The 20668-nt window shown below is 63.8% G+C and carries 23 protein-coding genes; 5 read left to right on the top strand and 18 right to left on the bottom strand.

Translation table 11 applies throughout. The features are described from left to right. Positions 1-33 precede the first annotated feature (33 nt). The 4 genes from sdhA to NLY43_RS19585 form a co-directional block, all read right to left on the bottom strand. Positions 34-1863, bottom strand: coding sequence for a succinate dehydrogenase flavoprotein subunit (sdhA, locus tag NLY43_RS19600; protein ID WP_023687711.1), 1830 nt, complete (start codon positions 1861-1863; stop codon positions 34-36). A 1-nt stretch (position 1864) separates the two neighbouring features. After that, entirely contained in the window at positions 1865-2263 is a 399-nt protein-coding gene (gene sdhD, locus NLY43_RS19595; protein ID WP_023710213.1) for a succinate dehydrogenase, hydrophobic membrane anchor protein, read from the bottom strand. Next, on the bottom strand, positions 2263-2682 hold the full coding sequence (sdhC, locus tag NLY43_RS19590) for a succinate dehydrogenase, cytochrome b556 subunit (RefSeq protein ID WP_023683884.1): 420 nt from the start codon (positions 2680-2682) through the stop codon (positions 2263-2265). The genes sdhD and sdhC overlap by 1 nt, the downstream gene beginning before the upstream one ends. Positions 2683-2922: 240 nt before the next feature. Next, a complete protein-coding gene (locus tag NLY43_RS19585; protein ID WP_023687710.1) occupies positions 2923-3393 on the bottom strand; it encodes a hypothetical protein in 471 nt (156 codons plus the stop codon). 253 nt (positions 3394-3646) lie between these two features. Between NLY43_RS19585 and NLY43_RS19580 the strand changes: the two genes are divergently transcribed. After that, positions 3647-4018, top strand: a complete 372-nt coding sequence (locus NLY43_RS19580) for a hypothetical protein (protein ID WP_023687709.1) — start codon at positions 3647-3649, stop codon at positions 4016-4018. 37 nt (positions 4019-4055) lie between these two features. Here the strand turns inward: NLY43_RS19580 and NLY43_RS19575 are convergent, their stop codons facing one another. Beyond that, the gene (locus NLY43_RS19575) at positions 4056-5252 is read right to left on the bottom strand and encodes a GGDEF domain-containing protein (protein WP_023698369.1); all 1197 of its coding nucleotides are present in this window, start codon (positions 5250-5252) and stop codon (positions 4056-4058) included. Positions 5253-5414: 162 nt separating this feature from the next. On the opposite strand from NLY43_RS19575, the gene NLY43_RS19570 reads away from it, so the two are divergent. Then, entirely contained in the window at positions 5415-5726 is a 312-nt protein-coding gene (locus tag NLY43_RS19570) for a hypothetical protein (protein WP_023670517.1), read from the top strand. A 108-nt stretch (positions 5727-5834) separates the two neighbouring features. Here NLY43_RS19570 and leuC read toward each other — a convergent pair whose 3' ends face one another. The 7 genes from leuC to rplS form a co-directional block, all read right to left on the bottom strand. Beyond that, positions 5835-7244 carry a 3-isopropylmalate dehydratase large subunit gene (gene leuC, locus NLY43_RS19565; RefSeq protein WP_023710214.1) on the bottom strand — a complete coding sequence of 470 codons (1410 nt, stop codon included), beginning with the start codon at positions 7242-7244 and terminating at the stop codon, positions 5835-5837. 278 nt (positions 7245-7522) lie between these two features. Beyond that, positions 7523-8158 carry a class I SAM-dependent DNA methyltransferase gene (locus NLY43_RS19560; RefSeq protein WP_023710215.1) on the bottom strand — a complete coding sequence of 212 codons (636 nt, stop codon included), beginning with the start codon at positions 8156-8158 and terminating at the stop codon, positions 7523-7525. Positions 8159-8216: 58 nt separating this feature from the next. Continuing rightward, positions 8217-9032, bottom strand: a complete 816-nt coding sequence (locus NLY43_RS19555) for an amino acid ABC transporter permease (RefSeq protein WP_023710216.1) — start codon at positions 9030-9032, stop codon at positions 8217-8219. Positions 9033-9201: 169 nt separating this feature from the next. After that, a complete protein-coding gene (locus tag NLY43_RS19550; protein WP_023687705.1) occupies positions 9202-10002 on the bottom strand; it encodes a transporter substrate-binding domain-containing protein in 801 nt (266 codons plus the stop codon). Positions 10003-10239: 237 nt separating this feature from the next. Next, entirely contained in the window at positions 10240-10737 is a 498-nt protein-coding gene (locus NLY43_RS19545) for a MarR family winged helix-turn-helix transcriptional regulator (RefSeq protein WP_023683877.1), read from the bottom strand. Further along, complete coding sequence (locus NLY43_RS19540; protein WP_023710217.1) at positions 10734-11162, bottom strand: organic hydroperoxide resistance protein; 429 nt, start codon at positions 11160-11162, stop codon at positions 10734-10736. The genes NLY43_RS19545 and NLY43_RS19540 overlap by 4 nt, the downstream gene beginning before the upstream one ends. A 153-nt stretch (positions 11163-11315) precedes the next feature. Then, positions 11316-11876 (bottom strand): 50S ribosomal protein L19, encoded by a 561-nt coding sequence (gene rplS, locus NLY43_RS19535; RefSeq protein WP_023670525.1) that lies wholly within the window; start codon positions 11874-11876, stop codon positions 11316-11318. A 326-nt stretch (positions 11877-12202) separates the two neighbouring features. On the opposite strand from rplS, the gene NLY43_RS19530 reads away from it, so the two are divergent. Beyond that, positions 12203-12955 carry a sulfite exporter TauE/SafE family protein gene (locus NLY43_RS19530; protein WP_023683874.1) on the top strand — a complete coding sequence of 251 codons (753 nt, stop codon included), beginning with the start codon at positions 12203-12205 and terminating at the stop codon, positions 12953-12955. Here NLY43_RS19530 and trmD read toward each other — a convergent pair. Then, positions 12937-13635 carry a tRNA (guanosine(37)-N1)-methyltransferase TrmD gene (gene trmD / locus NLY43_RS19525; protein WP_023698365.1) on the bottom strand — a complete coding sequence of 233 codons (699 nt, stop codon included), beginning with the start codon at positions 13633-13635 and terminating at the stop codon, positions 12937-12939. The two genes, NLY43_RS19530 and trmD, sit on opposite strands and share 19 nt — an antisense overlap. Then, positions 13632-14231: a ribosome maturation factor RimM gene (gene rimM, locus NLY43_RS19520; protein ID WP_023710218.1), complete on the bottom strand. Its 600-nt coding sequence runs from the start codon at positions 14229-14231 to the stop codon at positions 13632-13634. The genes trmD and rimM overlap by 4 nt, the downstream gene beginning before the upstream one ends. A 96-nt stretch (positions 14232-14327) precedes the next feature. Here rimM and NLY43_RS19515 point away from each other — a divergent pair, with 96 nt between their 5' ends. Both NLY43_RS19515 and NLY43_RS19510 read left to right on the top strand, forming a co-directional pair. Then, on the top strand, positions 14328-15266 hold the full coding sequence (locus NLY43_RS19515) for a tyrosine recombinase XerC (protein ID WP_023706731.1): 939 nt from the start codon (positions 14328-14330) through the stop codon (positions 15264-15266). 73 nt (positions 15267-15339) lie between these two features. After that, a complete protein-coding gene (locus NLY43_RS19510) occupies positions 15340-16404 on the top strand; it encodes a TraB/GumN family protein (RefSeq protein WP_023710219.1) in 1065 nt (354 codons plus the stop codon). 826 nt (positions 16405-17230) lie between these two features. Here NLY43_RS19510 and lpdA read toward each other — a convergent pair. The 4 genes from lpdA to NLY43_RS19490 are packed head-to-tail and all read right to left on the bottom strand — an operon-like array spanning position 17231 to position 20653. Then, positions 17231-18637, bottom strand: a complete 1407-nt coding sequence (gene lpdA / locus NLY43_RS19505; protein ID WP_023710220.1) for a dihydrolipoyl dehydrogenase — start codon at positions 18635-18637, stop codon at positions 17231-17233. Positions 18638-18660: 23 nt separating this feature from the next. Beyond that, positions 18661-19416 (bottom strand): SDR family oxidoreductase, encoded by a 756-nt coding sequence (locus NLY43_RS19500; RefSeq protein WP_023710221.1) that lies wholly within the window; start codon positions 19414-19416, stop codon positions 18661-18663. Beyond that, positions 19413-19919 (bottom strand): hypothetical protein, encoded by a 507-nt coding sequence (locus tag NLY43_RS19495; RefSeq protein WP_023710222.1) that lies wholly within the window; start codon positions 19917-19919, stop codon positions 19413-19415. The genes NLY43_RS19500 and NLY43_RS19495 overlap by 4 nt, the downstream gene beginning before the upstream one ends. Beyond that, the gene (locus NLY43_RS19490) at positions 19916-20653 is read right to left on the bottom strand and encodes a DUF4241 domain-containing protein (protein WP_031195599.1); all 738 of its coding nucleotides are present in this window, start codon (positions 20651-20653) and stop codon (positions 19916-19918) included. Before NLY43_RS19490 ends, NLY43_RS19495 begins: the two co-directional genes overlap by 4 nt. Positions 20654-20668: the final 15 nt, after the last annotated feature.

Here is a 20668-nt window from a genome sequence, read left to right as displayed (position 1 = left end):
GGTCCTTTCGGATGACGGGCTTCGGCACCATGGTCAGTACACCCTGGCCTTCGGCGCGATCTTGGCAAGGCTGATGCCGCCGTCCTTTTCCGCCACCAGCGGCTCGGTGTGCACGGGACGATAGCTGAGGCTCACCTGGCCGTCCTCGCTTAGCCGGGCCAGCGTATGCTTGCGCCAGATAATGTCGTCGCGGGCCGAAAAATCTTCGCGCGCATGCGCGCCGCGGCTCTCCTTGCGCGCCTCGGCGCCGTAGACCGTGGTGATGGCGTTGGCCATCAGATTTTCCAGCTCCAGCGTCTCGACCAGGTCGGAATTCCAGATCATCGAGCGGTCGGAGACTTTCAGGTCCTTGAGCTCGGTCCATATCTGCGAAATGCGCTTGCAGCCGTTTTCGAGCGACTCCTGTGTGCGGAACACGGCGGCGTCTTCCTGCATCGCCTTCTGCATTTTCTCACGCAGAACAGCGGTTGGCGTCGAGCCATTGGCGTGGCGCAGCCGGTCGAAGCGGTCCATGATGTTTTCGACCGAGGCTTCGTTGGGCGAAGGGATCGCCGAATTACGGTCGATGACCTGGCCGGCGCGGATTGCGGCGGCGCGGCCGAACACCACCAGATCGATCAGCGAGTTCGAGCCCAGCCGGTTGGCGCCGTGCACGGAGGCACAGCCGGCCTCGCCGACCGCCATCAGCCCGGGTGACACCCGGTCAGGATTCTCGACAGTCGGGTTCAGCACCTCGCCCCAGTAATTGGTCGGCACGCCGCCCATATTGTAGTGCACCGTCGGCAGCACGGGGATCGGCTCCTTGGTCAGGTCGACGCCGGCGAAAATCCTGGCCGATTCCGAAATGCCCGGCAGCCGCTCATGCAGCACGGCCGGATCGAGATGGTCGAGATGCAGGAAGATATGGTCCTTGTTCTTGCCGACCCCGCGGCCTTCGCGGATCTCCAGCGTCATGCAACGCGAGACGACGTCGCGCGAGGCCAGGTCCTTGGCCGACGGCGCGTAGCGTTCCATGAAGCGCTCGCCCTCGGAATTGACGAGATAGCCGCCCTCGCCGCGCGCGCCTTCGGTGATCAGGCAGCCGGCGCCGTATATGCCTGTCGGATGGAACTGCACGAACTCCATGTCCTGCAGCGGGAAGCCCGCCCGTGCCGCCATGCCGCCGCCGTCGCCTGTACAGGTGTGCGCCGACGTCGCCGAGAAATAGGCGCGGCCATATCCGCCGGTCGCCAGCACCACCATCTTGGCGGAGAAGCGATGGATGGTGCCGTCGTCGAGGTTCCAGGCGACGACGCCGGTGCAGGTGCCGTCCGGTTCCATGATCAGGTCGAGCGCAAAATACTCAATGAAGAACTGCGCATTGTTCTTCAGCGACTGGCCGTAGAGCGTGTGCAGGATGGCGTGACCGGTGCGGTCGGCGGCGGCACAGGTGCGCTGCACCGGCGGGCCGTCGCCATAATTCATCATGTGGCCGCCGAACGGCCGCTGGTAGATCTTGCCCTCTTCGGTGCGCGAGAACGGCACGCCGTAATGCTCGAGCTCGTAGACCGCCGCCGGTGCCTCGCGCACCAGATATTCCATGGCGTCGACGTCGCCCAGCCAGTCCGAACCCTTGACGGTGTCGTACATGTGCCACTGCCAGGAGTCCGGACCCATGTTGGACAGCGACGCGGCAATGCCGCCTTGTGCCGCCACCGTGTGCGAGCGGGTCGGGAACACTTTGGTGATGCAGGCCGTGCGCAGGCCCTGCTCGGCCATGCCGAGCGTGGCGCGCAGGCCGGCGCCGCCGGCGCCGACGACCACCACGTCGAACTTGTGGTCGACAAAGGTATAGCCGGTGGCCGATTTCGCGTCCTTGGCCAAATCAGCCTCCGAATGCCAGTTTGAGCAGGGCGAAGATCGAGGCGACGCCGACCGCTATGGTGAAAAACGTGCTGAGTGCGATCAGCGCCAGCTTCATGCCTTCGGCATGCACGTAATCCTCGATAATGACCTGCATGCCGACACGCATATGGGTGAGACCGGAAACGAGCACCAGCGCCAACACCAGCGCCACGAACGGACTGGCGAGCGCCGCCCGCACCTCGGCGAAGCCGGCGCCATTGAGCGCGATCAGGAACCCGACGAAGAACAGTATCAGCGGGATGTTGGCAAAGGCCGTCAGCCGCTGTCGCCAGAAATGCCCGGTGCCTTCGCGGGCCGAGCCCAGACCGCGGACCTTGGCCAGCGGCGTGCGCATATCGTTGTTGTTCGTGCCGCTCATCACAAGGTTCCCCGCGCCATGTAGCCGGCGACCCAGATCAGCAGCGTGAGCAGGATGGAACCGGCGAGCGTCGCCCAGGCGATCTTCGATGCCGTGTGTTTCTCCAGCCCGGCGCCGGTGTCCCAGACGAGATGGCGCACGCCGCCCAGCATGTGGTGCATCAGCGCCCAGGTGTAGCCGAACAGGATGAGCCGGCCGAGCCAGGTGCCGAAGGCCCAGTTGATCCAATCGAAAGCGCCTTGCGAACTCGCCGCCGCCATCAGCCACGCGGCGACCAGCAGCGTGCCGAAATACAGCGCCCCGCCAGTGATGCGGTGAATGATCGACATCGTCATGGTGATCGGTGGGCGGTAAATCGTCAGGTGCGGCGAGAGCGGCCGTTCACGTCTGGCGGTTCGGGTGGCTGGTGATTTGCTCATGGCTGCCCCAGTTCGATGTCCGGAGCCGCGGTGGAAAGCGGCACTTACCGCCTCGATATATGACTTCAGACAGCCGGTTTCTAATGCTCTTTTTGCACCGCGTCAAAGCCGGAAAATCGTTTTGAAAACGTCATTTAGTCTGACAAAAGGCCGCTGTTTCGCTTCAATCGATTTGGCCACCGTCGAAAGCCGGCGCACCGTTCGCTGCAGTGCGGCATTTCCTTTGCAATCGACGCCAGGCTATCGTTTGCAGGTCTGTGGTGTCGAGCCCCTCTTCATCACCAGCGCCTCGCGCGCGTCGATCACGATTGCGTCATGCGACGCGGCTTCCTGGTAGCGGCTGGACTGGTTGGCGGGTGATGCGGCAAACTCCTCGGTCGTGCCGTCGGGCCTGACAACACGCAACGCCGTGCCGAGGTTCTGGATGGTGATCATGCCGCCATTGCCGCATCTGTAAGTTGCCGTGCCGACAGCAGACCGCGGCGCGGTAAGATCGGTGACGATCTTGGCTGAAGGTGCGGCAGGTGCTGTCGGAGCCGTTGCGGAAGCCGGGGGCGCCACAGGTGCGGCGGACTGCTGAGCCGGCGCGGGCGCGACAGTGGGTGGTACGGTATTCACCGCCGTCGGCGCGCCGTTCTGCGGCACGCAGGCTGCGGCAGTCAGCAAAGGGATCGACAACAGCGTCACCCGAAACGTCCGGCGTAACGCCATATGCTGTCCTCCTGCGCGGCTAACTAGCCGCGATGTTCCACCAAGATCAAGCTCACCCGACGTCAGCGTAGTTGTGTGCGTCGCGGCCGATGGTGCGGGCAAGCATGGCCGAATGATGACGCCCGGGTTTTCCATCCCGTCGGATATTAACCATGTTTGGCGAGAGATCGCCGCCGGATGCGCCTGCCCTCTTAACAAAGGTTAAGAAAAGGTTAATTTCCGATTCGATCGGGTCCACAGCAGAGAGGACACCATGCTTTCGAATTCAGGAAGAGCGCGCCTTGCGGCGCTTGTGCTGGCGACAGCCAGTCTCGGCTTCGCCGCCCCGGCAATGGCCTGGTCGCGCCATCATGACCGCGTCTATGCCGATTCCCTGGGCAATCTCGTCATCGACAGCGCCGCCGGCTACAAGCGCATCATTGTCGGCCAAGGCAGGCTGGCCAAGAAATTGTCCGACTACACCAGCGCCGGGCAGCCGGAAGCGGAACCGGAAGTCCTTTATGAAGACGAGGCGGATCACATCTCCAGGCGTGGCTGCTACCAGCCGCCGGTGTTCGTGAAGGGCCGCTCCTATATGTACGGCCTCTCCGATGGCGAAATGCCCAACCTCAGCCCTTGCCGCTGATGATCCGGCACGGCCGAGAGGCCGTTTAAGCGAGACGCTAACCGACGCTGCCTGTATCCGGGATGAACACCGTTTCCGCCCGCTCATAGGACAATCGCACACTGTCGCGGCCGTTCTTCTTGGCCTTGTAGAGCGCTTCGTCGGCGCGCCGCATCAGCGGCTCCAGCCCTTCGTCGCCGGTGCGCGCCGCGACGCCGAAGCTCGCGGTCACCCTGGTGCCCGGCGGCAACCCGTCGACACTGCCGGCCGAATAGTGCGTGCGCACGGCTTCGGCAAACAGCCGCGCCGTGGCAAGATCGCTCAGCGACAGAAGCACGGCGAACTCCTCGCCGCCGATGCGGCCGGCAACCGCACGCGTGCCGGCGGCCGCGCGAAGCTTGGCGGCGAAGTCGGCGATCACCTGGTCGCCCGCGGCATGTCCGTATTTGTCGTTGAGCGCCTTGAAGTGATCGAGATCGGCCAGCACCAGCGCGACCGGCACCTTGGTAACAGCGCAATGCTGCAGCACCAGCAAGGCGCGCTCCTCGAAACCCCTGCGGTTGAGCAGGCCAGACAGCGGATCGGTGTGCGTCTCGGTCTTCAGCGCCTTCATCACGTCGAGCGCAGCTGCCGAGAACAGGCAGAGCGCGATCAGCAACGACAGCAACGCGTGCGTCAAAAGCGCCGTCGTCCAGTAGGACGAGCCATAAAACCCGTCATAGCTGGTGAACGGCCCGTGCGAGATGACGACGAGCAGCGTGCGGCCGATGAAGTTCAGCCCGGACAGCAGCGACAGTACGAACAGGATTTTTTCCGTCGGGCCGTTCTTGCGCACGGCGCGCAGCTCGGCGGCGACCAGCAGGCTGAGGCCGCCAAAGCCGAAATTGATCGACAGGATGCGCCAAGTTAAGTCCGGCTGGACGAACAGGAACCAGCAGAATGCGACCATCCCGCCACCCGCCAGAATGCCGATCGCGATATAGGGCACGCGCCTGCCGTAGCGCGAGATGATCGCACCGACGAGGCAGCAGGCGGCGAGCGTGAAGCAGAGGTTGGAGACCAGCTTGGTCAGCACCATGCCGCCGGGCAGCGTGAAATACTGCAGCAGGAAGCCGGGCGCGGACACGCAATAGCTCGTGCCGAGCACAGCCAGATAGGGCCGGTGGCGCTGATAGAACCATAGCACGAGGAACGCCGCGCCGAGCGCCAGCGCGATCGTCGGATTGAGCAGCGCTATGAACAGGCCGGTGTCCAAAGGACGGTGACTTCCCGCTTGACGTCCGGGAAGACCTTAGAGCGCAAGCCCCAACAAGCGGTTAAGCCGGGACGAATATGCAAGTCGCCACTCATGAAGCTGGTGCACGGAACCGGGACCTGAGGCCGGCGTTTCCTGACAGCAATCAAGGAGAAGTTGTTCATGGCCGACACGATCACGCTGACCGATCACGAAGCAATTCGCTCATGGGCCGCAGGGCGCGCCGGATTTCCGGCGATCGTCGATGTATCGCCCGAAACCGGAACGCAGCCGTTGCTGAGGCTCGTCTTCGGCCAGCACGCCTATCAGGACCAGGATCAGCCTGAACGCCCGGTCAACGCAGGCGGCTACGAGCTGGTCGAATGGGACGAGTGGTTCAAGATCTTCGACGAGCGCGAACTGGCGCTGGTGGTCGCGGCCGACGAACCCGGCAGCCGGGAGGAATTTCATGAAATCATCCGGCGTGCCGGCTAGGGCATAATACCCCAAGGGTCTTAGAGCGGCGCGCTTTAAACAAAACCCCGAACGGTGTTGCCGTTCGGGGTTTTGCATACGCTCAGATCAGGCTTGAACCAGTCTGCGCTATTTCCAGTCGCGGATGTCGACGAAATGGCCGGCGATCGCCGCCGCCGCCGCCATGGCCGGCGATACCAGATGGGTGCGGCCCTTGAAGCCCTGCCGGCCTTCGAAATTGCGGTTCGAGGTCGAGGCGCAGCGCTCATGCGGCTTCAGCCGGTCGTCGTTCATGGCCAGGCACATCGAGCAGCCCGGCTCGCGCCAGTCGAAACCGGCGGCAATGAAGATCTTGTCGAGACCCTCGGCCTCCGCCTGTTCCTTGACCAGACCGGAGCCCGGCACGATCATCGCATCGACATGCGCACTCACCGTCTTGCCTTCGACCACCTTGGCCACCGCACGCAGATCCTCGATGCGGCCATTGGTGCAGGAGCCGATGAAGACGCGGTCGAGCGTGATGTCGGTGATCTTCGTGCCCGGCGTCAGCCCCATATAGTCGAGCGCGCGGATCTTTGACGTCCGCTTGTTCTCGTCCGTGATCTCTTCCGGATTGGGAACGACGCCCTGCACCGAAACGACGTCCTCGGGCGAGGAACCCCAGGAGACGATCGGCGGCAGCTTGGCCGCGTCGAGCACGATCACCTTGTCGAAATGCGCGCCCTCGTCGGACTGCAGCGTCTTCCAGTATTCGAGCGCGGCGTCCCACGACGCGCCCTTCGGCGCGCGCGGCTTGCCCTTGACATAGGCGAAGGTGGTTTCGTCGGCCGCGATCAGGCCGGCGCGCGCGCCGCCCTCGATCGACATGTTGCAGATCGTCATGCGGCCTTCCATCGACAGCGCGCGGATCGCCTCGCCGGCATATTCGATGACATAGCCGGTGCCGCCGGCGGTGCCGATCTCGCCGACGATGGCGAGGATAATGTCCTTGGCGGTGACGCCTTCCGGCAACTGGCCATCGACGCGCACCAGCATGTTCTTGGCCTTGCGTTGGATCAGCGTCTGCGTCGCCAGCACATGCTCGACCTCGGAGGTGCCGATGCCATGCGCCAATGCGCCGAAGGCGCCATGCGTCGAGGTGTGGCTGTCGCCGCAGACGATCGTCATGCCAGGCAGCGTGAAGCCCTGCTCCGGCCCGATGATGTGGACGATGCCCTGGCGGATATCGTTCTCGGAATAATATTCGACGCCGAAATCCCTAGCGTTCCTGGCCAAGGCCTCGACCTGGATGCGGCTTTCCTCGTTCTTGATGCCGAATTTGCGCTCCGGCGAGGTCGAGACATTATGATCGACCACGGCCAGCGTCTTTTCCGGATGCCGGACTTTTCTGCCGGTCATGCGCAGACCTTCGAAGGCCTGCGGGCTGGTCACTTCATGGACGAGATGGCGGTCGATGTAGAGCAGACAGGTGCCATCATCCTGGCGATCGACGACATGGTCGTCGAAAATCTTGTCGTAGAGGGTGCGCGGTGCGCTCATGTGCGTAAATCCGTCGATTTGCAAAAAGGGGAAGGGCAGACGCGCCGAAGCCTTCGGCCCGGCGAAAGCGGCTTAGCTAAGTCGGCTGGTGAGCGCGCCGGAAATGCGCGAAGAGAAACGCGACGGCAGGCGTTTTCGGTCCTGCAGCACGAAACCCTTATAGGCCGGATCGCCAAAAAGCTCTTCCATGGCGTGGCTCATACCAATGTTTTCGGTTTTCGGCAATTGCGGCGTGTTTTCGCTTCTCCCCTTGTGAGAGAAGGCGAAGAGGGCGGCGCTCAAAGCACCTCGAACACAAAAGTCTTTACCAACGCATCCGGCTCGGCGATCGCATAGCAGCGGAACCATGGGCTTTGCTCGACCGGCTGCCATTTCCCGGCCCGTTCCAGCCCGTCGAACACGTCCTGGAAGCCGCCGCTTTCGAAAACCTGGTCGCGCACGGTGAAGATGGCGTGGCCGCCTTTCCTGGTGATGCGGACAAGCTCGTGCAGGCCGGACGCCGGCGCATGGCCGATGGTGAACACGCCAGTCGAGAAGAAGGCGCGGAAATGCCCGTCCGGCCAGGGTAGCGGCCCGCCGAGCATGGCCTGCTTCAGATCGCCATAGGCATTGCGGCTGCCGGCGATCTTCAGCATGTCGTCGGAGAGGTCGAGGCCGGCAATGTCGTGATAACCCAGCGCCTTCAATGACGGGCCTGACAGGCCGGTGCCGCAGCCGGCGTCGAGCAGCGGGCCTTCACCCACCTTCACATGGCGCGCCACCCAGGCGGTGATCAGGAACGGCAGCAGATAGCCGAGCGAAGCGGTCTCGCCGTCATAGGTCGCGGCCCAGTCTGCATAGGCCTTGGCCAGCCCTTCCGGCGTATCGGCCGAATAGACGGTACCCAGCGCCGCATTGGCCTTGTCGATCGTCATCGCCTGCATCCTCCGGAATCCTGTCCTCCGCGATCGTAGCCGTGCCCGCGTCGGACTTCTATTCCTGCTGCGCCCGCCGCAGTCGTTGCTCCAGCCCCCGCAGCGCCAGCGACAGGCTGACGGTGAGGATGAGATAGATATAGGCGACGATCGAATAGGTCTCGAAGAAGCGGAACGAGCCGGCGGCGTAGATCTTGCCCATCTGCGTGATGTCGGCGACGCCGAGCACCGAGACCAGCGAGGAATCCTTGACCATGGCAACGAAGTCATTGCCGAGCGGCGGCAGGATGGTGCGGATCGCCTGTGGGAACACGATCAGCCGGAAGCGCTGCGTGCGCGTCAGCCCGAGCGCCTTGGCAGCCTCGATCTGGCCTTTCTCGACCGACTGGATGCCGGCGCGGAAGACCTCGGAGATGAAGGCGGAATAACCGATGGTCAGCGCCATGATCGCACGCCACAACAGCGACACGTCGCGCACCAAAAGCTCGCCGAGATAGCCGGCGTTTTGCAGCGGCGCGGTCAGCGCATTCCACGCAGCCACGAAGGCCGGCGCGCCGGCGAAGGCGATCCAGAACAACAGCACCAGGATCGGCACGCCGCGGATGATCTCGACATAGAAACGAGCGATCTGCTTGAGCCAACGCGACCCCGACAACCCCATCAGCGCAATGCCGAGCCCGACGGCGGAAGCCAGCGCGAAGGCGACCACGGTGACAAGAATGGTGATGCCGATGCCTTTGGCGACGGTGGCAAAAACCTGGGCGTAGAGATCGCTGGCGGCAATGGAGAGCGCAGCGACGACGGCGAGCGCGATCGCGGCGGCAAGCCACCAGGGGAAATCGGATTTTGGGGTTGAGGCGTGGGGCGTGGCCATCAGGGCGCTTCACCCTCCCCCTTGTGGGGAGGGTCGGCGAACAAGCTTTGCATCGCAAAGCTGGTGAGCCGGGGTGGGGGTGGTGACAAAGCGCCGGCGCTGGCACCCCCACCCCGCTCCGCTTCGCGGATCGACCCTCCCCACAAGGGGGAGGGTAAGGAGTCGGACATCACTGCCCCATCTTGTAGTCGAGAAACCACTTCTTGTTGAGCGCCTCGATCGTGCCGTCGGCCTTCAGCGCCGCGATCGCCGCGTTGACCGGCTTCACCAGGTCCGAGCCCTTCGGGAAGATGAAGCCAAAATCCTCGGTGCCGAGCGGGCCGCCGATCAGCTTGAGCTTGCCGCCGGAGGCATCGACATAGCCTTTGCCGGCGGTGCCGTCGGTCAGGACGACATCGACGTCGCCGGATTTCAGTGCCTGCACCGAAGCGCCGAAGGTCTCGAACTGCTTGATGCGCGGGTTCTGCTCATTGCCGTCGAGCACGCTGTAGACGGCGGTGTAGAACGGCGTCGTTCCGGCCTGCGCGCCGATCAACCCGTCCTTGAAGGCGGCGAAGGTCTTGGCGTCGGTGAAGCGGCTTTCATCGGCGCGCACCAGCATGAACTGCTCCGAACGCATATAGGGGTCGGAGAAATCGACCTTCTCCTTTCGGTCGTCCTTGATGGTGATGCCGGTCATGCCGATGTTGTACTGGTTGTCGGAAACCGCCTGGATCATCGCGTCCCAGGAGGTGTTCTGGTACTCCACCTTGAAGTTCAGCCGCTTGGCGATTTCGTCCATCGCGTCATATTCCCAGCCGATCTGCTTGCCGGTCTTGGCGTCGATGAACTGCAGCGGCGGATAGGCGTTTTCCGTCACCACCACGACCTTCTTGCCGCCGAGATCGGGCAGCGCATCGGCCGCCCATGCAGCGACGGGCGCGAGGAAACAGGCCGCGAGGGCGGCCAGCAGCAGCTTCGATTTGGTCATGACACGCTCCAGGATGAGAAGCCCGCTTGCAGCCGGGCTCGCATGAAAATCCAGGCGCGACTTTAGCCGTCCGCAGACGGCTTGCAAGCCGGTCCGGTGCTCAGCGTCCGGTGAAAGCGGATTCCAATGCCTTCAACCAACGCGGTTTTAGAACGCCCCGTGGTCGGAATTTATTCCGTGATTGCGCCGCCGGCAAACCAGGCCCCTCCTGGACACGGGAACCCGTCAGATGACGGATCAGGATGGTGACGTCGCCTCACGCAGCTTGGCGACAAATCCGGTCAAGGTCCGGTGCAGCGACTTCAGCTCCTCGACTTCCAGCGGCATGGCGCAGGCAAGGCCTGCGGATACGTCCTTGATGCGGGCGCGCAGCGCCTGGCCCTTGGCAGTCGGTTCGACCAGCACGCGGCGCTCGTCGGCCGGATCGCGACGGCGGGTGACGAGACCAGCCGCTTCCATCCGCTTGAGCAGAGGCGTCAATGTCGCCGAATCCAGCCCCAGCGCCTCGCCGAGTTCGCCGACCGTGCTCGGCGCATGCTGCCACAGCGCCAGCATCGCCAGATATTGCGGATAGGTCAGGCCGAGCGGGTCAAGCAGCGGCCGATAGAGCTTGGTCATCAGCCCGCTCGCCGAATAGAGCGCGAAGCAGAGCTGTTGGTCGAGGCGCGGAACGGCGATCCTCCCGGCAGTGTCCGCCGGGACTTCGCTGGCCCTGGTTTCGGTCTTCGTCGTCATGCTGCCTTTGCCGGAAGCGCCACGGTCGAAAGCGCCACCTCGACATTGCCTTTGATCGCATTGGAATAGGGGCAAATCTGATGCGCGGCCGATACAAGCGCTTCCGCCGCCGCCTGATCAAGGCCTTTGGTCTCCGCGGCGAGTGCGACACCAAGTTTGAAGCCTTCACCATTGGGAAGCAGGCTGACGGTGGCGCTCACCGCCGCATCCTCCAGCGGCAGCTTCTGCTTGCGCGCGACGAAGCGGATGGCGCTTTCGAAGCAGGCGGCATAGCCGACCGCGAACAGCTGCTCGGGATTGGTGGCGCCACCCTGTCCGCCGAGCTCCTTCGGCAAAGCGAGGTCGACCTTCAGCAGGCCGTCGCTGGTCTCGCCGTGGCCGGCGCGGCCGCCGGTGACGCGAGCCTGTGTGGTGTAGAGTGCCATGTCAGTTCTCCATTTGGTTTGTATCCGATCATTTAGTGTACAAGATAATTCGAGTCAACAGCCGTGGCGCAACTCTCGGCCGGCAATCGTTCACAGTCTGGTGAAACGAAAAAGGCGGCCGAAGCCGCCTTTTCAAAATCCTTGGTCGAGATCTTATTCGGCCGGGGTCGCTTCCGCGGCCTTTGCAGCCTCGTCGGCGGCCTTGGCGGCTTCGTCGGCGGCCTTCTTCTCGGCGGCTTCCTGCGCGGCCTTCTCGGCTGCCAGCGCCTGCACGGCGGCGATCTTCTCGGCCTCGATGCGGGCCTTCTCAGCGTTCAGCGCGTCGCGCTCCTCATCGTTCAGCTTGCGGGCGCGCACGCCGGTGTTTTCCGAAATACGGGCCGACTTGCCGCGACGGTCGCGCAAATAATAGAGCTTGGCGCGGCGCACCTTGCCGCGGCGCACGATCTCGACGCCTTCGACCATCGGCGAGTAGACCGGGAAAACGCGCTCGACGCCTTCGCCGTAGGAGATCTTGCGGACGGTGAAATTTTCCTGGAAGCCGGCGCCGGCGCGGGCGATGACGACGCCCTCATAGGCCTGGACGCGGGTGCGGGTGCCTTCGGTCACGCGGACCTGGACGCGCACGGTGTCGCCGGGCTGAAACTCGGGAAGCTTGCGCTTGGCTTCGATCTTGGCGGCCTGTTCGGCCTCGAGCTGACGGATGATATCCATCTCAATAGTCCACTTCTTGTTCTTCCGACAGTCAGAGCGTCCGACACTCGCCTTGCAGTTCCATTGACCGCTCGGCTATGCCCTTTGTCCCCGAGACATCTTGTCTTCGAAACATTGGGCAGGGGCGACTACACCGTCATTGTTGACGGGTCCGGGAGATTTTTCTCGCCAGTACGGGCGGGCACATACAGCTATTTCACTGACTTGTCACGCCTTGGCCCTGTCTTTTTTGGTCGCATGCCACCACGCAATCGTCCAGTGCAGGGTTGCGCCGGCCCTTCAAGCTTCCTAATCCGGGAGCAGCACACTTGTCCGGCGGCCTCACAATGTCTGTTTTCGACGCAGTCCTGCTCTTCCTCGCGGGTTTTCTGTCAGGCGCCGTCAACGCGGTTGCCGGCGGCGGCACCTTCATAACCTTCGGCGCCATGACGCTGGCCGGCCTGCCGCCGATCGTCGCCAACGCCACGTCCTCGGTAACGCAGTTTCCCGGTTACATCACCTCGACGCTGGCTTACTGGACCGACATCAAGCATTTCTGGCGCGGCGCGCTGCTGCTTTGCCTGATCTCGGCTTTGGGCGCGCTGGCTGGTGCGCTCATCCTGCTGGCGCTCTCAAATCCGTCGTTCCGCGCCCTCGTGCCGTGGCTGCTGCTGGCCGCAACCGCCTTGTTCGCCGCCGGGCCGTGGCTGAAACCAACGCCGAAGCCTGGGCATGAAGCCACGGTCGGCTCTCTGGCCGGTTCGCTGGCGCAGTTCGCTACCGCCATCTATGGCGGCTTCTTCGGCGCCGGCATGGGCGTCATGATGCTGGCGACGCTCGGCCTGACGCAATCCGGCGACTATCACCGGCTGAACGCGCTGAAGAACATGCTGGCCGTGGTCATCGCCGCCGTTGCCATACTGGTCTTCGTTTCCGGCGGCGTTGTTGCCTGGCCTCAGGCAATCGTCATGATCCCCGGCGGCGCGCTCGGCGGCTATGCCGGCGTCTGGATCGCCAAGCGCGTGCCGCAAAACGCAGTACGCGGCTTCGTCATCGCCGTCGGCCTGTTTCTCGCCGTCTACTATTTTGCCAAGGGCTGAGCGGCGAGCAAATCCGGCCGGCGCTCCCTGGTCAGCTTCTCGGACTCGGCGCGCCGCCACGCGGCGATCTTCTTGTGATTACCGGAGACCAGCACGTCGGGGATGGGGCGGCCTTCGAACTCCTGTGGCCGCGTGTAATGCGGGTGTTCGAGCAGGCCGTTCTCGAAACTTTCTTCCTCGCCCGACACCGCATTGCCCATGACGCCGGGCAACAGCCGCACAACGGCGTCGAGCAGTACGAGCGCCGCCGGCTCGCCGCCCGACAGGATGAAATCGCCGATGGAGACCTCTTCCAGTCCACGCGCCTCGATCAGCCGCTGGTCGACGCCCTCGAACCGGCCGCAAACGATGACGGCGCCTGGCCCGCCAGCCAGTTCGCGCACGTGCGCCTGCGTCAGCGGCTTTCCACGCGGGCTCATCAGCAAACGCGGCCGCGGATCGCCCGCCGGCGACGTGTGGTCGATCGCCTTGGCCAGCACATCGGCGCGCATCACCATGCCGGCGCCACCGCCGGCCGGCGTGTCGTCGACGGTGTGATGGCGATCGCTGGCGAAGTCGCGGATCTGGATAGCTTCCAGCGACCATGTCCCGACTGCGAGCGCCCGTCCGGCCAGCGACAGGCCTAGCCCGCCCGGAAACATCTCGGGATAGAGCGTCAGCACCGACGCCTTGAACGTCACCGGTTGCCTCCGGCTTCGCGCGGCCCGCGCGGTCGGCCCTTCGCGTCGAAATCTTCTTCGCGCGGCGCGTCGCCATCCTCATCCTCGACAAGGCCGGCGGCTGCCGGGTCGACGCGGAGAAAACCTTCGGCGATCGAAACCTGAGGCACGGCGGCCTGGGTGAACGGGATCAGCACGCCTTTGCGCCCGCCGAGGGTAACGTCGAGAATGTCGCCGCCGCCGAAATTATGCATCGCCACCACCTTGCCTATGACCGCGCCCTTATCGTCGCGGACTTCAAGTCCGACGAGATCGGCGTGGTAGAATTCGTCCTCCTCGCCATCGTCGGGCAGCATCGAGCGGTCGACGAACAGCTCGGTTCCGGCCAGCGCCTCGGCGGCATTGCGATCGGCAATGCCCTTGAAGCGCACCACCACGACGGTGTTGGCGGGCCTTATGTCGGTGATCTGGAAAACGCGGCCGTCCTTGGCATAGAGCGGCCCATAATCGGCCAGCGCCATCGGCTCGCCAGTGAAAGTCTTCACCCGCAATTCGCCCTTGATGCCGTGGGCGGCGCCGATCACGGCCATTTGCACGGGGTTCTGGGGCTTCGACATGGCTGATATCCTTTGCCCTGCTCTAACGCCCTACCGGCGTCATTTCAATGACAGGTTCTTCACCGCTTCCTAACCCGGCTGCCTGACAATGGCGGCATGCAGGAATTTCTCATCCCGGCAAAACCCGACCTCCAGGCAGCGCGCGAAAGCTGGCTGAAGATGCTGGCGCGCGAGCGCCGGCTGTCGCCGGCGACCGTCGAAGCCTATGAGCGCGACACGCGCCAGTTCCTGCATTTCCTCACAGGGCATTGCGGCGGCTCGCCTGGTCTTTCCGACATCGCCACTCTGCGCCCGGCCGATCTGCGCGGCTTTCTTGCCGCGCGGCGCAACGCCGGCGCCGGCGCCCGCACGCTCGGACGCGGCCTCGCCGGCATCCGCTCGCTGCTGCGCTTCCTCGAACGGCGCGGTCTCGCCAATGCCGCCGGTGCCGCTGCGTTGCGCGCGCCGCGCCAGCCGAAATCGCTGCCCAAGCCGCTGACCGCCAGCGATGCCAAACATGTCGTGTCGGTGGAAGGCCAGCTGGCTGAAGAGCCCTGGATCGCCGCCCGCAACGCCGCCGTGCTGACGCTGCTTTATGGATCGGGCCTGCGCATTTCCGAAGCGCTGGGCCTCAGCGCCGCCGACCTGGCATCGGAAGCCGACACCGTGCTGCGCGTCACCGGCAAGGGTGGCAAGACACGGCTGGTGCCGGTGCTGCCGGTGGCGCTCAGGGCAATCGCCGAATACCGAAAACTGTGTCCCTACCATCTCGATCCCAAGGGCCTGCTGTTTCGCGGCGCCCGCGGCGGGCCGCTCAACCCGGCCATCGTCCAGCGCGACATGGCCAGGCTGCGCTCGGCGCTGAACCTGCCCGACACCGCGACGCCGCACGCGTTGCGCCATTCCTTCGCCACCCATCTGCTCGGGCGCGGCGGCGACCTGCGCACCATCCAGGAACTGCTCGGCCACGCCAGTCTGTCGACGACGCAGGTCTATACCGGCGTCGACACGGCAAGGCTGCTCGAGATCTACGAATCTGCCCATCCCCGCGCGTGACACTGTATAAGTCCAGGACAATTTCCCCACGCCGGTTAACCGTTTCGCCGCTTTTCAGTCCTAGAACCGCACCATGAAAAGCGCCCTTGCCATCGCCGACCGCGCGGCCCTTGTGTCGCTGAAGCTGCTCGTCGCGCTCAACGCCCTGTTTTTCCTGTCTTTTCTCGTCGCGCTGCTGCTTGCCATGGGCAAGGCGCATGCCGAAGCCCCGGCCTGCGCCGGCGCCGATCTGCTATCGGCCCTGCAGAAGGAAGACCCCGCCGCCTATGCCAGGATCGAGACGGAAGCAGCAGCGACGCTGAACGGCAAGGGCCTGTTGTGGAAGTTGGAGAAATCAGGCGAAAAGCCGTCCTTCCTGTTCGGCACCATGCACATGACCGACCCGCGCGTGACCACTCTGCCGCCGGCAGCCAGGAAAGCCTATGACGCTGCGGGCACCATCATCATCGAGACCACCGACGTGCTCGACAAGCAGAAGATGATGGAGGCCATGCTCAAGGAACCCGAGCTGATGATGTTCACCGACAACACGACGTTGTCGTCGCTGTTGTCGCCGGAGGATGCGGCGGTGGTGAACAAAGGGCTCGATGCGCGCGGCATTCCGCCGGCGAGCGTCTCCAAGATGAAGCCGTGGCTGCTGTCGGCCATGGTCGCGCTGCCGGTCTGTGAGGTCGCCCGTCAGGCAGGCGGCGCACCGGTTCTGGACGTCAAGCTGGCGCAGGACGCCAAGGCCTTGGGCAAGCCGGTGGAAGGGTTGGAGACCGCCGCCAGCCAGCTGCACGCCATGGCCTCGCTGCCGCTTGCGTTCCACATCAAGGGGCTGGTCGAAACCCTGAAGCTCGGCGACAAGATCAACGACATCAACGAAACCATGATCGTGCTTTACCAGCGCGGCGACACCGGCACCTTCTGGCCGCTGTTGCGTTCGATCTCGCCCGACGAAGACGACGACGCAGGTTACGCCGAATTCGACCGGACGATGATCACCGGCCGCAACAAGGTCATGGCCGACCAAGCCGCACCGATCCTGGCCAAGGGCAATGCCTTCATGGCCGTCGGCGCCATGCATCTTCCCGGCCCCGAAGGCCTGGTCGAGGATTTTCGCAAGGCCGGCTATACCGTCACCGCCGTCGACTGAGCAGCGCCCGTCTTGAATACCGAATCACGTAAGCCCGGCTCTGTGCGGTGCGCAACTGATTCGCAAAGCGGAGGCGGTTGGCCCTATTTTTGGCGGAAAAGGCCAGCTAAGCTCGTTCTACCTCGTTCGTGATTGATTTTGCGGGGGAAATACAGGCCAACAAGCGCTTGCGAATCAGAATTTTCCTGCGTTCGTCAATTTGAAGGCCTAGTATGAACCCGTTCAACGGTTGCGCGTTGAGGGGTGTTGATTGATGCTTTTCATCCACGGAGGACACTTTTATGGCGAACCCTAACGATCCAGCGCCCAGGTCGGGTGGTGGCAGCGGCTGGCTGATTGCGCTGGTCGTCGTCATCCTTGCGATTGTCGCGTACTATGTTTTCGGCAGAAGCGGCGAACATCCTGCACCCGCAGAGCCGCCGGCAGCCAGCACACCGGCGCCCGCACCTGCACCGGCTGAGCCGATGAAGCCCGCCGAACCGGCTCCCGCACCAGCCCCTGCTCCCGCACCGGCTCCTGCGCCAGCCCCGGCACCCGCGCCCGCTCCGGCGCCGAGCCCGTAATCTGGCCAACTGATCTGGCATCTTGATTCCAGCCAAGAACGGCCCGCTGAAAAGCGGGCCGTTTTGTTTGGGGCACCTATCGGCGAGCGTCGCGATTCTTCACCGCCCCCTCTGTCCTGCCGGACATCTCCCCCTCGAGAGGGGAGATCGGCAGTTCACGAACAGCGCCCAATGGGAACGCATAATCTCGAAGGTTGGCGGAGCGTGGGTGCCGGCCAGAGGGTGGTGCTGTCCAGTCGGCGTGTCGCAACTTCCTGCCGGAATCAAATATGGATCGGCTTGAAGAACGTCGCCAGCGCCGCTTCCTTGACCGCTTCCGACATTGTCGGATGCGCGTGGCAGGTGCGGGCGAGGTCTTCGGATGAGCCGCCGAATTCCATCAGCACCGCCGCCTCATGAATCATCTCGCCGGCGCCGAAGCCGACAATGTGGACGCCGAGCACGCGGTCGCTGGCTTTGTCGGCGAGGATCTTCACGAAGCCGTCCGTGTGCAGCATGGCGCGCGCGCGGCCGTTGGCGGTGAACGGGAATTTGCCGCTTTTGTAGTCGATGCCGGCCTTCCTCAGCTCTTCCTCTGTCTTGCCGACCGAAGCGATTTCCGGGCTGGTGTAGACGACGCTCGGAATGACGTCGTAATTCACATGGCCGGCCTGGCCGGCAATGGTCTCGGCCACCGCCACGCCTTCATCCTCGGCCTTGTGCGCCAGCATCGGTCCGGCGATGACATCGCCGATGGCGTAGATGCCGGCGACGTTTGTCCTGAGATGGCTGTCTATCTTGACCCGGCCGCGCTCGTCGACCTCGACGCCGGCTTCCTTCAGTCCAAGGCTATCCGAATATGCGCGGCGTCCGGTCGAGATCAGCACCGCGTCGGCCTCGATGGTCTCGGCCGCCCCGCCCTTGACCGGTTCGAAGGTGACGGTCGCGCCCTTCTTGGCCTTGGCAACGCCGGTCACCTTGGCGCCGAGCTTGAACTCGAAACCCTGCTTCGGAAGCAGGCGTTGGAACTGCTTGGAAACCTCGCCGTCCATGCCGCCCAGGATGGTGTCGAGGAATTCAACCACGGTGACCTTGGCGCCGAGCCGCGCCCATACCGAGCCAAGCTCCAGCCCGATGACGCCGCCGCCGACCACCACCAGATGGCCAGGCACCTTCTCCAGCGACAGCGCTCCGGTCGACGACAGGATCACCTTCTCGTCGATGTCGACCTTGACGCCGGGAATGCCGGCGACATCGGAGCCCGTGGCGATAACGATGTTTTTCGTCTCGATCTCCTCGACCTTGCCATCCTCAGCCGACACCGACACCTTGCCGGCCGCGACCACCTTCCCGGTGCCGCGAAACGAGTCGATCTTGTTCTTCTTGAACAGGAAGGCGACGCCATTGACGTTGGCCGAAACGGTCGCGTCCTTGTGCGCCATCATCTTCTTCAGATTGAGTTTCGGCGCCGGTATCTCGACACCCAGCGCATCGAAGGAATGGCCGGCCTCGGCGAACATCTCCGAGGCATAAAGCAGCGCCTTGGATGGGATGCAGCCGATGTTCAGGCAGGTGCCGCCGAAAGTGGCGTTCTTCTCGACCACCGCGACCTTGAGCCCGAGTTGTGCCGCCTTGATGGCACAGACATAGCCGCCCGGTCCCGACCCGATGATAACGACATCATAAGCCATGTTCGTTTCCCTTAGCTTGGGGCTCAGCGGCCGCCGCTTACATTCAGGATTGCGCCCGTCGTGTAGGACGCTTCATCCGACAAAAGATAGAGAACGGCATGCGCGACTTCATCCGCCGTGCCGGCTCGTTTCATCGGCAGCATGTCGCGGAACCGCTCGACCCGGTCCGGCTGGCCGCCCGAAGCGTGGATCTCGGTGTCGATGATGCCTGGCCGTATCGCATTGACCCGCACGCCTTCGGTCGCGACTTCGCGCGCCAGTCCGAGCGTGAAGGTGTCGATCGCCGCCTTGGACGCGGCATAGTCGACATATTCGCCTGGCGAGCCGTGTAGCGACGCAGCCGACGAGATGTTGACGATGGCGCCGCCCTGGCCGCCATGCTTGCTCGATATGCGCCGCACCGCTTCGCGGGCGCACAGAAACGAGCCGATGACATTGATGCGCATCATGCGCTCCAGCCGCGCCAGGCTCATCTCGTCGACACGCGCCTTGACGTCGACGATTCCGGCATTGTTGACCAGGGCGTCGAGCCGGCCATAGGCGCTATCGACGGCTTCGAACACGGCGACGATGTCAGCCTCGACGCCGACATCGCCCTTGACCGCTATCGCTTCACCGCCACCGGCCTCGATCTCGGCGACCAGCGCCTGGGCCGCGGCCTCGTTTGCGGCATAGTTGACCGCGACGCGGTAGCCGGCCTTCGCCGCAAGCCGGCAAGTGGCCGCACCAATGCCGCGGCTGCCGCCGGTGACCAGAAGAACTTTCTTCGCCGCGCTCATTCCTGGCAACCTTTCAGCAAAAACACATCCCACGGCAGTTTCGAAAAACCATTGGAGCCAAAGGCAGACGACATCTGCAACGATGGACCAAGATCGGGGAAGATCAGGCTCTGCGGCGCGTCCGTGCCTTCGGCCGCCAGCAGCGCAATGTTGCCCTTGTCGTCGGCGCTGTAGACCACGCCCTGCCAGACCGTGCAGGCGGCAAGCTCGTCACCGGTGACGTCGCCGGTCGGGCATTTGTACATCAGCGAGCCATGCGGTCGCGAAACACCGGAGGTCCACATCACAATGCCGTCGAGAACGATGCCCTTGTCGAGCACCATCTTGAACGAGTTGGTGACGGTGACCGCATCCGTCGTCGGCCGGAAATCAATGCCGGCCTCGCTTTCGGCATCGCCATAGACAGCAAGCGCCAGCGGGCAGGCGGCATGCGCCTCGTAACCCGCTGCGAGAACAGCCAGCCCGGCCATAAATCCGATCATTGGCGAAGCGATGTTTGTCATGAATTGCTCTGGCTGCTCTCGCGGCCGTCGGCGTTTTCGAGCACCTCGAAATCGGTCATCAAGACCAGCGGCTCGCCGGCCGCATCCAGTCCCCAGAAGGAATAATAGTTCCCATCACCGAAGCCAGTGTCGAACATGGCTATATTAAGCGGATTTCCATCAACCGGATTATCCATGCGGAACTTGTCGAACGAGCATGCAACGTCAGCAAGATAGCTGTCGAGTTCCTCCTGGTCGGACATCAGCGTCAGAACCGACTTGTCCATGAACGAAGCAACATTATCATCGACAATAAATCCAGACTTCCAGGACGATGTGCCGACGTCGCGGACGAAGGCAGCCAACTCCCACCGCACCGGCAAGCCAGTGCCAAACCGCAATACCGCTGCAGCAACACGGCCTTGCGCCTCAAGCAACGTGACTGGATAGCATCCCGGCCTGACCTTACGGCTAAACACAGGCCGTTCCAGCCCGGTAATCAGTGGATCGCAAGCGATGATTTCGCCGGTCGGTAGCTCAAGCTCACCGATCGCGGTGACGATGATCTTCCGCTCCGCCATTTCGGCTTCGCTGAGAGCGAAGACACCGAGATTGCTGCTCGCTGGCGCCGAATCCCATTCAGTCGATGTCGCCGGCGGAGAGATGGCGGCGGAAGCCGCCGGCCGGGAACGCCTCAATACGCTACCCGCTACTCGACCCAGCTTGAACCCAAACCGCGCCAGCCAGCCGCTCATGACGGATCAGCTCCG

Origin of the sequence: Mesorhizobium sp. C416B, from assembly GCF_030323165.1 — a bacterium.
Taxonomy (GTDB): domain Bacteria; phylum Pseudomonadota; class Alphaproteobacteria; order Rhizobiales; family Rhizobiaceae; genus Mesorhizobium.
The sequence above is the reverse complement of the archived record's forward strand: the minus strand, read 5'-3'. Positions and strand labels throughout refer to the sequence as shown.

Bases quoted from the DNA above. Each gene is read 5' to 3' on its own strand.
- NLY43_RS19555 (WP_023710216.1), bottom strand. From the start codon at position 9,032: ATGGCCACGCCCCACGCCTCAACCCCAAAATCCGATTTCCCCTGGTGG.
- NLY43_RS19530 (WP_023683874.1), top strand. From the start codon at position 12,203: ATGTCTGTTTTCGACGCAGTCCTGCTCTTCCTCGCGGGTTTTCTGTCA.
- NLY43_RS19545 (WP_023683877.1), bottom strand. From the start codon at position 10,737: ATGACGACGAAGACCGAAACCAGGGCCAGCGAAGTCCCGGCGGACACT.
- NLY43_RS19580 (WP_023687709.1), top strand. From the start codon at position 3,647: ATGCTTTCGAATTCAGGAAGAGCGCGCCTTGCGGCGCTTGTGCTGGCG.
- leuC (WP_023710214.1), bottom strand. From the start codon at position 7,244: ATGAGCGCACCGCGCACCCTCTACGACAAGATTTTCGACGACCATGTC.
- NLY43_RS19570 (WP_023670517.1), top strand. From the start codon at position 5,415: ATGGCCGACACGATCACGCTGACCGATCACGAAGCAATTCGCTCATGG.
- rimM (WP_023710218.1), bottom strand. From the start codon at position 14,231: ATGTCGAAGCCCCAGAACCCCGTGCAAATGGCCGTGATCGGCGCCGCC.
- NLY43_RS19560 (WP_023710215.1), bottom strand. From the start codon at position 8,158: ATGACGATCGACAAGGCCAATGCGGCGCTGGGTACCGTCTATTCGGCC.
- NLY43_RS19585 (WP_023687710.1), bottom strand. From the start codon at position 3,393: ATGGCGTTACGCCGGACGTTTCGGGTGACGCTGTTGTCGATCCCTTTG.
- NLY43_RS19515 (WP_023706731.1), top strand. From the start codon at position 14,328: ATGCAGGAATTTCTCATCCCGGCAAAACCCGACCTCCAGGCAGCGCGC.
- NLY43_RS19500 (WP_023710221.1), bottom strand. From the start codon at position 19,416: ATGAGCGCGGCGAAGAAAGTTCTTCTGGTCACCGGCGGCAGCCGCGGC.
- sdhC (WP_023683884.1), bottom strand. From the start codon at position 2,682: ATGAGCAAATCACCAGCCACCCGAACCGCCAGACGTGAACGGCCGCTC.
- NLY43_RS19550 (WP_023687705.1), bottom strand. From the start codon at position 10,002: ATGACCAAATCGAAGCTGCTGCTGGCCGCCCTCGCGGCCTGTTTCCTC.
- sdhD (WP_023710213.1), bottom strand. From the start codon at position 2,263: ATGAGCGGCACGAACAACAACGATATGCGCACGCCGCTGGCCAAGGTC.
- NLY43_RS19540 (WP_023710217.1), bottom strand. From the start codon at position 11,162: ATGGCACTCTACACCACACAGGCTCGCGTCACCGGCGGCCGCGCCGGC.
- lpdA (WP_023710220.1), bottom strand. From the start codon at position 18,637: ATGGCTTATGATGTCGTTATCATCGGGTCGGGACCGGGCGGCTATGTC.
- NLY43_RS19495 (WP_023710222.1), bottom strand. From the start codon at position 19,919: ATGACAAACATCGCTTCGCCAATGATCGGATTTATGGCCGGGCTGGCT.
- NLY43_RS19510 (WP_023710219.1), top strand. From the start codon at position 15,340: ATGAAAAGCGCCCTTGCCATCGCCGACCGCGCGGCCCTTGTGTCGCTG.
- NLY43_RS19490 (WP_031195599.1), bottom strand. From the start codon at position 20,653: ATGAGCGGCTGGCTGGCGCGGTTTGGGTTCAAGCTGGGTCGAGTAGCG.
- rplS (WP_023670525.1), bottom strand. From the start codon at position 11,876: ATGGATATCATCCGTCAGCTCGAGGCCGAACAGGCCGCCAAGATCGAA.